The sequence below is a fragment of the Escherichia sp. WS1450 genome, assembly GCF_046487395.1.
GTDB lineage: Bacteria > Pseudomonadota > Gammaproteobacteria > Enterobacterales > Enterobacteriaceae > Escherichia > Escherichia coli.
Genome location: NZ_JBJQJO010000045.1, coordinates 1 through 10,561, shown reverse-complemented (window position 1 = coordinate 10,561; position 10,561 = coordinate 1). Strand labels below are relative to the sequence as shown.

Sequence of the window (10,561 nt, the reverse complement as noted above, 5' to 3'; positions counted from 1 at the left end):
TTCAACGGCTTCTTTAAGGAGTTCATTTTCCATCGTTTTTTTGCCGAGCAGGCGCTGGAGTTCTTTAATCTGCTTCATGGCAGCAGCAAGTTCAGAGGCAGGAACGACCTGCTCTCCTGCGGCCACAGCAGTAAGACTTCCCTCCTGGTATTGCTTGCGCCAGAGAAATAGCTGGCTGGCTGCCACACCGTGTTGCCGGGCTACAAGGGAGACCGTCATTCCCGGTTCAAAACTCTGCTGAACAATAGCGATCTTTTCCTGTGTAGTACGCCGTCTGCGTTTCTCCGGTCCTAAGACATCAATCATCTGCTCTCCAATGACTAGTCTAAAAACTAGTATTAAGACTATCACTTATTTAAGTGATATTGGTTGTCTGGAGATTCAGGGGGCCAGTCTAGCAGATTATGGTGCGCAGTTATACAACAGCAGTAATGAGGAGTCTACTATTTCTCTTGTTATGCCAGATACAATTGAATGGAACGGAAAGAATACGCCAAGACGGCAATACATGATAAAATATATTGCCGTATTTAAATATTAAAATTTATTTTTGTAGATCATCTGAATTTTCGGTGACCTTCAAGTTTTATATCGTTCATTTTATCCAGAGACTCACGTAATGATTCTATATTCCCGTCCTCAACTTTCTTTTTTGCAATATTGATTTCATGTTGTAGTTTTTTTAACTCTTCCTTATAATTATCTACAGAAACTTTATCATTAACATCTATCTTTTCAGGAATAATATTCATAGAAGAATCTACAGATTTATCCATCATTTCAAGAGCATTTAATAGTGATGATTTATCATTGGAAGATTGTAGAATACTCATACTTTTGGCAAGAGACTGCATGTTTTTATCCAGGCCGGAAGCCAAAGATACGTTGCTGAGAGATAAAAAAATAGCTAGTACAGTACCTGAGAAAAATACCTTTTGTTTTATCATTAATATATTCCTGTTCAAAGTTGATTATAGTTATGTCAATTTAAGTTTATTATTATGATTTTTTATTTTTGTACTATGAATCTCCTGTATGCTTATATGTGCAGAAAATCTCATTTTATCAAGAAGAATATCAAATTTTCTCCGATACTTCTACATACTCCATCATTCATGCTCCTTTTATCCGTGCACCGTAAAACCCCGTCCTTCAGCGGGGATATAAGGCGCTGTTTTCCACCTAACCAGGTGTCTGCTGCTATTCAATGTATTGGCGGATGACGGATGCCGCCCGTTGAAGCAGGACCCCTCGTCCTTAGGGCGTGGAGGATGTCAAAATGAAAACTTGTGGTATGAATCAATCCATTCATCATCCTTTCGGATCATTGCATTCAGTATAACCCTGGAAGAGCCTGGCAATATCACTGTATTGATGGTATTACGCCATGAATTGCTTATTTCTTAAATACGACATGCACCACAGACAGGCTTTTCCTATACCATCGGAACGAGCGGCAAGAAATAACTTGGTGGCGTGTTTATGTTCGCGCATTGGCTTTTTAAGCAATTTACCTCTGTTCAATAACGGCAATGCCAGATGATGTGGAATATAACCAATACCGACGTTTTGTTCTATTAAGCTGATTGCCATGGCGAAGTCAGGAACAAAAATAGGTTTTTGTCCTTCCAACAACCAGGCTTGCATTGGGGGGAAGTTAACGGAGGTATCCCGGATACAAACCGCAGGATAATGACGCAATTCACTGTTTTCTAATGGATTCCGCTTCACTGCCAGTGGATGAAGTGGGCTGACGACAAAATCCCATTCTATTTGTCCGACCGGTTCGCTAATGATGCCTTCACTGCTTGGTACTGCATGAGGAGCACCGTAGACCAGATCAGCACGTTTACTGTACAGCGCATCCCAGCAGCCGTTGTATACTTCAATATCTACCGTCAGTGTTGTTGATGTGAATTGCCGTTCAAAATCTTGAATAAATGACACCAGAAAATCACCAGGTATAATATTGTTCACCGCAATTGTCAGTTCACGCTCAATACCATCGTGAATCAGCACTGTGTTGCGCTTTAATGCATCCAGATCGCGGAGAATATTTTTGCTATGTTCGATGAAGTAACTCCCCGCCGGAGATAATTCAATATATCGTCCCTTACGAATGAACAGTTCAACGCCCAGGGTTTCTTCCGCTTTCTTCAGGGTGTAACTGATAGTAGAAGGGACTTTATTTAACTGTTCGGCTGCGGTGGTGATGTTCTGGTGTCTGGCGACCAGATGAATAATTCGAATCGTTTCGTCTGAGATGAACATAAGGCTCCCTGGTCAGTGGTAAAGTGGCTGAATCTCTCCAGATTCAGCCGTAATCATTGCCTGAGTATACCCAGGAATTAGCGGTGTTGACTTGCCCGACTGAGAATCGCATACGCGATACATGCCACCAGAATGGAGTCAACTGAAGGGATCGTCGTCAGGGTGAATAAGCCTTTTACGGTCATAAAGCCAACCGCTGTGCCTGTGATCCATGCAGCGAATGTCAGTACTTTAACCTGTGACTCCTGAGTTAACACCGACTCTTGATAGCCATTACGGCGATAAAGGAAAAAGTCAGCGATATAAATTCCGGCAACTGGGGGAGTCGCGATACCCAGGAACAGCAGAAACGGAATAAACCACGCCATAATATCCATACTGCCTACGATGGCGGAAAGGATACCCAGCGCAACGGTAATCTGCCATTTGGGAAAGCGGCTAAGCAGTGTGGAAACTACCAACGTCCCCTGGAACATATTGCCCGCATTACCGGTGACGCAGGCGAATATCAGCAACAGTGCTGCAGGCATAACCGCACCGAATACTGCCATAGCATTCAGTAAAGAGCCCTGGCCGCTAATGGCACTCGGCGTTGCACCCGCCCAGTATAGCAGAGGGTAGGCAACCAGAAACGTCATACCTGCGGCAATCAGAGCATGTTTTCGGTTATGTACAAAACTACCGAAGTCGGGAAGTGTAGCAACCAGCACAATAATAGTGCCAACAACGGTGGAAACGGCGACACCTGTACTCATCTCCGCTATCGCTGCTGGCGCTGATACTTCGGTATGGGTTGCCACATAGAGTATATAACACAGCACCAGTGCGATAACCGGCACGGCGACCTGGGCAACTTTGCCCAGAATGGAAAAACCAAAGGCCGTAGAGGCGACAAAAATGACACAACCAGCTGCCACTAACAGTGCCAGTGGCGCTTCAATCCCATTCTGCGCCAGTAAGTCATGCACCGAATGACCAAACATATTAGCGGTAACGGCAATCCAGCCGAACAGACTTATAGCCATCAAAATATTAATGGCGATGGCCCCTTTTTCGCCAAATGAATATTTCACAATACCGTATGTTGGCAGGCGGGCTTTTTCTCCCACACTAATGGTGATGGCTGAAAGTAAGGTCAGAATGACGCCGCCTAATAGTACGACGCTAATTAAACTACCACTGGAAAGTTGATTGCCGAGGCTTGAGGATGACAACAGCACAGGTGTGACGGCAATACCCAGCAAAATCATGGTAATACGCAATCCTGATGCCGTATTCATATTATCTTCTTTACGCATAATATGTTTCCTTTATAAATGCGCGTTACATCGTGTGAAAATTCCCGGTGTATTTGCGCCAGCCCCCCAGTGCTGTAATCTCCTTCTGGCCTTCAGTCAGCCAGCTTTCTGCCAGTACGCCCAGTACTTCGCTACCATCGGCAAGTTTGATTTTTCCAATGGTCAGGCCTTCGGGTTCGTTCATTAACAGTTCGGCAAAACTGGCCAGAGGCAGTTGCCAGATTTCTACGTCTACGTGTGCTCCTCCTTCATTCACGCGGATCATTCCGGGATGACGATCATTAATACTCCATAACCGGTAATGGGCGTCAGTTCGGTCTTCACGGACAAAAATACCGCCAGCTTTTTGCATATTTGGGTTGAGTTCCAGACCGCGCATCAGCGTTCCGTTAACGGCTAAAAGTGTTGTAGTCATTGTGTTCTCCAGAGAATTAAAGGGTTATCCATGTTCCGCTCTGATGTGCCAGGGCTGCTTTTATGGTTTGCGGTGAAGTAATCAGTCCGCTGGCCTGTTTGCCTTGTTGCTGGCTGGCATTGATGAAATCAATAATGGCTTCCACTTTGGGTTGCATACTGCCGACACCAAACTGACCTTCCTGCAACAGCGTTTGAGCTTCGTAGACGCTGATAGCGTCGAGCCATTGTTGTTGTGGTGTACCAAAGTGAATCGCCACTTTTTCTACACCGGTGGGGATCACCAGCAGATCAGCGCCTAACTGACTGGCGAGCAATGCGGAGGCCAGGTCTTTATCGATCACGGCTTCCACACCTTTCAGTTGTTGCCCGTCTCGCACCACAGGTATACCGCCGCCGCCGCAGGCTATAACCAGATATCCCTGGCGCACAAGGTGAGCGATGGTGTGGTGCTCAATAATTTCCAGTGGCGCAGGAGAGGGAACTGTACGCCGCCAACCACGCCCGGCGTCCTCCATCAGCGTCCAGCCGAGTTGTTGTTGGCGTTGTTGTGCTGTTTCTTCATCAAGAAACGCGCCAATCGGTTTACTGGGGCTGGCGAAAGCATCGTCATATGGGCTGACTCGCGTTTGTGTCACCAGGGCAATTACCGGTTTGTTTATGCCACGGCGAGCCAATTCGTTATGCAGCGCTTTCTGGAACATGTATCCAATGGCGCCTTGGGTATCACCCACGGCGTAATCCAGAGGAACCGGAGAAACTTCGTTACTGGCAAGTTCAGAGCGGCGCAGAATAAAGCCTACCTGCGGGCCATTACCATGGGTTAGCACCAGCTCCCATCCGGCTTCAACCATATCAACGATATGCTGCACGCTTTCCATTACTGCAACATATTGATCGGGAATACTATTGCGTTTATCGTCCTGAATGAGCGCATTGCCGCCAACCGCGACGACAGCCAGTGGCTTAACCATGATGGTTCTCCTTTGCGACGATCTCCGCCAGTTCACGTACAGCAGCGACAAAACAGGCCATCGGTGCAGTGGTGATCCCGGCACCAATTTGTCCGACTCCCGCTTGTTTGTGGGCGATACCCGTATTGATGACCGGTAAAATGCCACGATCGGTCACTTTACACGCATCAATACCTGCTGCGGTGGGGGCAAAATTGAGGGCTGGAAGTGTAAATGCGGGGTTACCGCCGAGGGTGATTGCCTGCATCCGACGGCTGTTATTGGTGGCATCGGCAGGGGTGCCTCCCACAAATTTAACAATCGCCGGAGATGACGCCATCGCGAAGCCACCCACACCTGCGGTTTCAGTAATTGCGCTATCACCCAGGTCAGAAGCGGCGTCGTCAACGCCAAATCCGGGGAAGAACAGACCTTCAACTGCATTGGCAGGAGCCTGAAACCAGCGATCGCCAGTACCGGAAAGCCGAATACCAAAATTCACCCCGTTACGCGCCATCACCGTAACCATTGAACTGAACGGTACATTGGCGGCGGCATCCATCATTGCTTTACAGGCAGCCATCGACAAATTGAGGAAGAAGTGATCGTTACCTGTGATAAATGCCACGACGCGCTGGATATGTTCCTGTGGAAGAGAGCAGGCCAGCAATGCCGGGAGCAGGCGCTTAATCAGCAAACCGGTAGCGGCAGCATTGCGGTTATGAACTTCATCCCCCATATGCAGCGCCTGCGCCATTAATGGCTTGAGTTCCAGCTCGCCGTGTTGTGCGATTGCTGCTTTCATGGCCGGCGCCAGTTCATCACGCATCCAGGCCAGACGATTGAGAACTTCATCGTTATTGGCACCAAAACGGAGAACCTTACCCAGACCCTCATTGAAATTGCTAAAAGTACGATGGCCGTTGGTTTTGTTTTCCACCACCCATAATGGCATCGACGGGCTGATAATGCCTGCCATTGGTCCAACCGCGTGATAATGATGACAAGGAGCAAGGTCGATTTCGCCTGCGTTTATCTGGTTTTCTGCGTCTTTCTGGCTTGTAGCCCAGCCTTCGTACAGCATGGCACCAATAATCGCCCCTTTTACCGGACCACACATATCTTCCCAGGCAATCGGTGGACCAGAGTGTAAAATGCGTTTTTGTTCAGCCATTTCGGGGATGGCTTCTTTAGCGAGCATGACATCCACCAACACGGGCTGTGCTTCGAGATAACGTGTCATGGCGATTTGGTTGGCACTTTCTACCAGTGGATGGCGTAGTAATGACGCCAGAACCAAACCGGTGTCAATATCACCTTGTGCTGGCGGCTGCCAGTTGAGGGATATAGCATGCCCTCCTGCATGTTGAATATTGTCAGCAAAACTGTGTAGCCCCGCGTTCACGACCTTCAAAGGCTGATTAAATAAGGTATTCATGCATTTAGCTCCTTTTTCTGCAACTGAGTCTGTGCAACGGTGCTGGCCCATAGCGCCGCCTGTGCATTGCTGTTGGCAATGATGACGCCTGCATTTTGTAGTGAGCTTATCTGCTGACTGCGTATTTGCGGATCAGCTTCTGTTCCGCAAACGTGGGCAATCAGCAACGGTGCATTATTCATGTCGATGTGTGAAAGTTGGTCCAGTAATTCGCTGACAGGCGTAGCGGAGGTGCCATAACCAAGTACAAGGTCGAATAACACAACGGCAGTATGTGAGTCGTTGAGTTCGTTGAGCAGACGTTGATTGCGCAGAGTCGGGTCGATCATTGGATGCGGTTTGCCACGGGTGAAATCATCGTCCCCCATATCAATCAGTGTATGATCTTCACTTTGCCAGATATTTGCCAGAGCACGATTACCCGCAACTGGCGTATTGGAGGCGGCATGGAATCCCTTTTGTTGGCAGATAAGCTGAGCTTCGTAACAGAAGGTTCCTCCGGCGAAAACACCGCGTATCGCCTGGCGATGGACTGGCAGACTTTGGCAGGCGTTTTGTAACATTGTGAGATCGTCGCAGGAAACCTCGTTCTCGACAGCCGGAAGTGGCTGATCATTCAGTAACGCCACAGCGATGTCGGCGGCGCTGGCAAGTGTGGTGGCGGCAGTGATATTGGGACGTGCCAGATCATGCGGATTCGCCCCGAGGAAATTCACCACCACGGGTTTTCCACAAGCCTCGGCGCGCTCCAGAATAGTCCGGGCAACGATCGGTGAAGGCGGTTTTGAAATAAGCACAATCACGTGAGTTTCATCGTCTTGTGCCAGCGCATCTAAAGCAAAGAGCATTGATATTCCACCAATCTCTTCACTGAGATCATGTCCGCCTGTTCCCAACGCCTGAGAAATACCCGCTCCGAGCTGGTCGATTCGGCAAGTCACTTCCTGTAGCCCGGTGCCTGACGCGCCAATAACACCAATTGCTCCGCGTTTCACCACATTAGCGAAGCCTAACGGAATGCCGTTAACAATGGCGGTTCCACAGTCAGGTCCCATTACGATGCGCTGACGTTCTCGGGCAAGCGTTTTGATGTATTTTTCCTGCCCGATACTGACGTTATCGCTGAACATCATCACGTTCATTCCGAGGTTTAACGCTTTAATTGCTTCGGCGGCGGCGTAGTCTCCCGGTACAGAAATGAGTGCCAGGTTGGCTTCGGGTTCAGCTTCCAGTGCCATTTCCAGGCTGACCTTTTCCGGTGATTTAATGCCACAATCCGTTTCATCATCGGGTTTGCTGGTCAGACGTTGCTGGGCCAGTAGCAGTGCTTCATTGCAAATATCTTCTTCACCCATGACTGCAATCACTAAATCATTGGGACTGGCGTTGATTTCGTTACCCAGACCCGCATCGCGCAATTGCTCGAGATTATTGGGTGTTCCCATGACGACCGAGGCCTGTTGAATACCGGGCAACTTGCTGATTTGCGCGGAAATCTGCATCAGAGAAACTGAGTCCTGATAAAGATTACTGAAAACTTTATATTTAACTTTCATGCTGTTACGCCTGTTCCATTCCGCCCGATAGCAAAATTCGGGCAAAGCATCCCCGTGTAGCCCCATAAACGGGCTACGGGAGAAAAGGTTGAAATCAATTCATGGTGTTCAGGGTTCGAAATCCATGCAGCATTCCTGCAAGGCAATTTACTCCTGATGTTGCGCCAAATTGCATGATCTGTTCTGTACAGGATGCGATTGTCATTGCCGATGCGCTCCCAACCAGTTGTGCGAGTAACCGGCAAATCGGTTCTGAAAAATGTCCCTGAAGCGCACGTTGCAGATAATGACGACTTATATCCGTGGTGTTGTGTGCATGTTGTTCAATTGCCTTCTGCAACCTGTATTGATGATTGGCAAGTGGTGCAGGGAGTTGCCATAACCAGAGGGCTGCCAGATAGCCCAGCAAATAGTCATCTCCATCGGGCGTTAAGCCTTTACCAAAGCCGATCAGTTGGGGTACCTGGCGTTCCAGCGCATCTGGATGTTCCATAATATCTAATCCCTGGTGCGTGAGACTATCCGGCAGGTGCAATGTGCTTTGAACGTTATGCTCCAGACAAAATAAAAGCCGTTGCGATGCTATCGTGGGGTAGTGCTGGAAAACCAAAGGCAATGCCTCAAGAGTCAGCATTCCCCCCACAAATGGCGACTGCCAGAGCGTTGCGTTATCGAGCGCCACACAAAATCGAGGTGTCCGCAGTAAGCCTGGGGTTAATTGAATGGGATCTGAATGGGCAATCTCTCTTCGCCAGTCCCAACATTCAGGTAGCCAGACTCTGGCAGCATCAGGGAGATTCAGATACGTTTGCGCACACAACAGAGTGATGAATGTTCCCGCGTCTGAATACAGATTTACCGCATGTTTAAAAGCGCTATGTAGACGTAAATCTTGCGTTTCATTCTGCGGGAAAAGATATCCCAACGACGATGCACAAAGCGTAACCTGTACCATCGGCGTTAGCCTTCCAGACCTGCAATAATGGCTTTGGAATCAGTAACCCAACCGAAAATGGCACCTTGTGCTTTGATCATCTCAAGGGCGTATTTCTGGAATTCCGGGAAATAGGAGCCAACGCAATCTTCCGGTATGATGCATTCATAGCCACGGTCATTTGCTTCACGCACGGTGGTGGTTACGCAAACTTCGGTAGTCACGCCACAAACAATAAGTGTCTTGATACCACGCTTTTGCAAAATCAGATGTAAGTCGGTTTGATAAAAAGCGCCTTTACCGGGTTTATCAATCACAGGTTCGCCTGTCACCGGATACAGTTCAGGAATGATGTCATGACCTGCTTCACCCCTGACCAGAATGCGTCCCATCGGTCCTGGTTCACCAATAAAGGTTTTTCCGCCGCGCGTCAGTTTGGCTGATGGGCAGTCGCTTAAGTCTTCACGATGGCCTTCACGGGTATGAATAACCATAATTCCTTTTTGACGTGCGGCTGCCAGAACTTCTTTACATGGTGCGATAGCCGTGCGAACCAGTGAAACATCATTACCCAATGCTTCTCCAAACCCTCCTGCTTCGACAAAATCACGTTGCATGTCTATCATGATCAGTGCCGTTGTGCACGGATCAAAGGGTAATTCAAAGGGTTGAGCCTGAAAAATGGATATCGTCATGACAAATCTCCAGTATATATTGTTTACTGGTGACGAGTATTCAATATAAAGGTGACCCACAACAGAAAAAAAAGTTGTTTTACAGGAGCGAATATTTTTGAGGTGTCTAAATGTTGTTATGAAAAATGTGATTTACATCAATCTATGACATTCATAAACAACTTTTTTCAAATGTTTATTTGTTTAATATTAAAAAAATTGTCGATATATTGTGATATTAATCATCCTATTTGGCAGGGATAGTGCTGATTTTTAACAAATACCCCTTACCCCCGTCCTTCAACGGGGATATAAAGCGCTGTTTTCCACCTAACCAGGTGTCTGCTGCTATTCAATGTATTGGCGGATGACGGATGCCGCCCGTTGAAGCAGGAACCCACGTCCTTAGGGCGTGGAGGATGTCAAATACCCGCCCTCATTGAGAGAGAAGCTACGAGATTTTCGCTAAGGGACACAGGTCATACGGGAGATGGCGGTTCCCAGCGTTTATCCTGCTCCGGCGGAGGCAGTGATGCGTCATCGTTGCTGTTCGCCGCGATATAATCGCGGTAGTAGCGTTCACTTCCTTCCCGGTGATGATCCACATCCGGTCGTGTAATCCTGTAGTCTTCGTGACCGGTACGGCCTGTCACATTATGCCAGGCAACCATTTCAGCAAAGACCTGGTTAAATTGTTTGTCGTTTCCTTCTGGTTCAAAGCCCATTCTGGGATCACGCTCAAACAATACAGGTGCAATCAAATCCAGTTTATCTGCCAGCGCATTGCGGTCATGGTGATTACGGAAAACAACCCTGTCACCATAATCCGTACAGACAAACTCTCCCGTCCGACGGTCACGGAAACGAACACTCCCGTTCTTCTGCAAACGGGCCTCGAGATCACCGGTATTACTGAACCGCCCCGGGAATCCTGGAGACTAAACTCCCTGAGAAAGAGGTAAACAGAATGACTAAAAATACTCGTTTTTCCCCCGAAGTCCGTCAGAGGGCGATTCGTATGGT

General features: G+C 48.1%; 10 protein-coding genes and 1 pseudogene. All 11 read right to left on the bottom strand.

All coding sequences use genetic code 11. The features are described from left to right. Positions 1–306, bottom strand: a 306-nt coding sequence (locus ACJHYR_RS25860) for a transposase (RefSeq protein WP_000567743.1), incomplete at its 3' end; no start/stop codon positions are given. Positions 307–557: 251 nt separating this feature from the next. Then, positions 558–947, bottom strand: coding sequence for a cytochrome b562 (locus ACJHYR_RS25855; protein WP_000595317.1), 390 nt, complete (start codon positions 945–947; stop codon positions 558–560). A 433-nt stretch (positions 948–1,380) separates the two neighbouring features. Then, positions 1,381–2,271: a LysR substrate-binding domain-containing protein gene (locus tag ACJHYR_RS25850; protein WP_000470711.1), complete on the bottom strand. Its 891-nt coding sequence runs from the start codon at positions 2,269–2,271 to the stop codon at positions 1,381–1,383. A 77-nt stretch (positions 2,272–2,348) separates the two neighbouring features. Beyond that, positions 2,349–3,572, bottom strand: a complete 1,224-nt coding sequence (locus tag ACJHYR_RS25845) for a cytosine permease (protein WP_024188138.1) — start codon at positions 3,570–3,572, stop codon at positions 2,349–2,351. Positions 3,573–3,594: 22 nt separating this feature from the next. Next, positions 3,595–3,984: a hypothetical protein gene (locus ACJHYR_RS25840; RefSeq protein ID WP_001696803.1), complete on the bottom strand. Its 390-nt coding sequence runs from the start codon at positions 3,982–3,984 to the stop codon at positions 3,595–3,597. A 16-nt stretch (positions 3,985–4,000) separates the two neighbouring features. Continuing rightward, positions 4,001–4,957, bottom strand: coding sequence for a carbamate kinase (arcC, locus tag ACJHYR_RS25835; RefSeq protein WP_001696801.1), 957 nt, complete (start codon positions 4,955–4,957; stop codon positions 4,001–4,003). Next, positions 4,950–6,374: a DUF1116 domain-containing protein gene (locus ACJHYR_RS25830; RefSeq protein WP_001093931.1), complete on the bottom strand. Its 1,425-nt coding sequence runs from the start codon at positions 6,372–6,374 to the stop codon at positions 4,950–4,952. The genes arcC and ACJHYR_RS25830 overlap by 8 nt, the downstream gene beginning before the upstream one ends. After that, positions 6,371–7,930 carry an acyl-CoA synthetase FdrA gene (fdrA, locus tag ACJHYR_RS25825; RefSeq protein ID WP_000865634.1) on the bottom strand — a complete coding sequence of 520 codons (1,560 nt, stop codon included), beginning with the start codon at positions 7,928–7,930 and terminating at the stop codon, positions 6,371–6,373. The genes ACJHYR_RS25830 and fdrA overlap by 4 nt, the downstream gene beginning before the upstream one ends. Positions 7,931–8,024: 94 nt before the next feature. Next, complete coding sequence (locus ACJHYR_RS25820) at positions 8,025–8,885, bottom strand: DUF2877 domain-containing protein (RefSeq protein WP_001442105.1); 861 nt, start codon at positions 8,883–8,885, stop codon at positions 8,025–8,027. 5 nt (positions 8,886–8,890) lie between these two features. Further along, the gene (locus tag ACJHYR_RS25815; protein WP_000155780.1) at positions 8,891–9,559 is read right to left on the bottom strand and encodes a cysteine hydrolase family protein; all 669 of its coding nucleotides are present in this window, start codon (positions 9,557–9,559) and stop codon (positions 8,891–8,893) included. A 458-nt stretch (positions 9,560–10,017) separates the two neighbouring features. Then, positions 10,018–10,452 (bottom strand): annotated as a pseudogene (locus ACJHYR_RS25810) (relaxase NikB); the annotation flags it as partial. Positions 10,453–10,561 lie beyond the last annotated feature (109 nt).

Coding starts and splice junctions, on each gene's coding strand:
- ACJHYR_RS25815 (WP_000155780.1), bottom strand. CDS start 9,559: ATGACGATATCCATTTTTCAGGCTCAACCCTTTGAATTACCCTTTGAT.
- arcC (WP_001696801.1), bottom strand. CDS start 4,957: ATGGTTAAGCCACTGGCTGTCGTCGCGGTTGGCGGCAATGCGCTCATT.
- ACJHYR_RS25850 (WP_000470711.1), bottom strand. CDS start 2,271: ATGTTCATCTCAGACGAAACGATTCGAATTATTCATCTGGTCGCCAGA.
- ACJHYR_RS25820 (WP_001442105.1), bottom strand. CDS start 8,885: ATGGTACAGGTTACGCTTTGTGCATCGTCGTTGGGATATCTTTTCCCG.
- ACJHYR_RS25855 (WP_000595317.1), bottom strand. CDS start 947: ATGATAAAACAAAAGGTATTTTTCTCAGGTACTGTACTAGCTATTTTT.
- ACJHYR_RS25840 (WP_001696803.1), bottom strand. CDS start 3,984: ATGACTACAACACTTTTAGCCGTTAACGGAACGCTGATGCGCGGTCTG.
- fdrA (WP_000865634.1), bottom strand. CDS start 7,930: ATGAAAGTTAAATATAAAGTTTTCAGTAATCTTTATCAGGACTCAGTT.
- ACJHYR_RS25830 (WP_001093931.1), bottom strand. CDS start 6,374: ATGAATACCTTATTTAATCAGCCTTTGAAGGTCGTGAACGCGGGGCTA.